This window comes from Bradyrhizobium sp. 33ap4, from assembly GCF_032654765.1.
Lineage (GTDB): Bacteria > Pseudomonadota > Alphaproteobacteria > Rhizobiales > Xanthobacteraceae > Bradyrhizobium > Bradyrhizobium australafricanum.
Genome location: NZ_JAUMTJ010000229.1, coordinates 1 through 647 on the forward strand (window position 1 = coordinate 1; position 647 = coordinate 647).

The 647-nt window shown below is 27.2% G+C and carries 1 protein-coding gene; it reads right to left on the bottom strand.

The features are described from left to right. Nucleotides 1-300: 300 nt before the first annotated feature. Nucleotides 301-624, bottom strand: coding sequence for an NADH-quinone oxidoreductase subunit A (gene ndhC, locus Q2M23_RS44440; protein WP_410469857.1), 324 nt, complete (start codon nucleotides 622-624; stop codon nucleotides 301-303). Nucleotides 625-647: the final 23 nt, after the last annotated feature.

Here is a 647-nt window from a genome sequence, read left to right on the forward strand (position 1 = left end):
TTTTTAACAATGAAAATGTTAAGTGTTTATTACACTATAAAAATAAAGACCAAATGAATATCATTATGTGAAGGTTAGCAGCCTTTCCTATGGTCTTAATAGGAAACTTCATTTTATTCATTAACAGTGAATAGCCTCTTTTTGGCTTCTATTAAAAAAAGGGAATTCCTAGTATCAGGCCGAAACTGATTGCAATATATCGCTTCTTTTTAGAATAGGCATGGGCAATTTCTAAATGCAAATTAGATTTTATAAGTTTTAAATACTATTCTATTTTAGTCATTCAATTATTCCATTTTTTCATTCATATATTAGGCCCATAAAAAAAATGAAGATGATGATAAGAAAAGCGGTAGAATATGATCTATGAGATATGTTGGAGATGATTGGGAGAGGAAGAAGAATGATAATTTCAATGTCGAAAATTAAGAAGATGATGGTGATTATGTAAAATCGAAGTGAAAATGGAAGACGTGATATTGAAAATGGATCGAATCCACATTCGAATGGTGAGAATTTTTCTTTTATGAAATGTTTTTTTTTTTTAGTGAAAAGGGAAATTAGGAAGAAAAGAGAGGTAATAATGATGATAAAAATGAAAAATTTGATTACTTTATTTAAAATTAAATCTTTTTAATTGGAAGTTA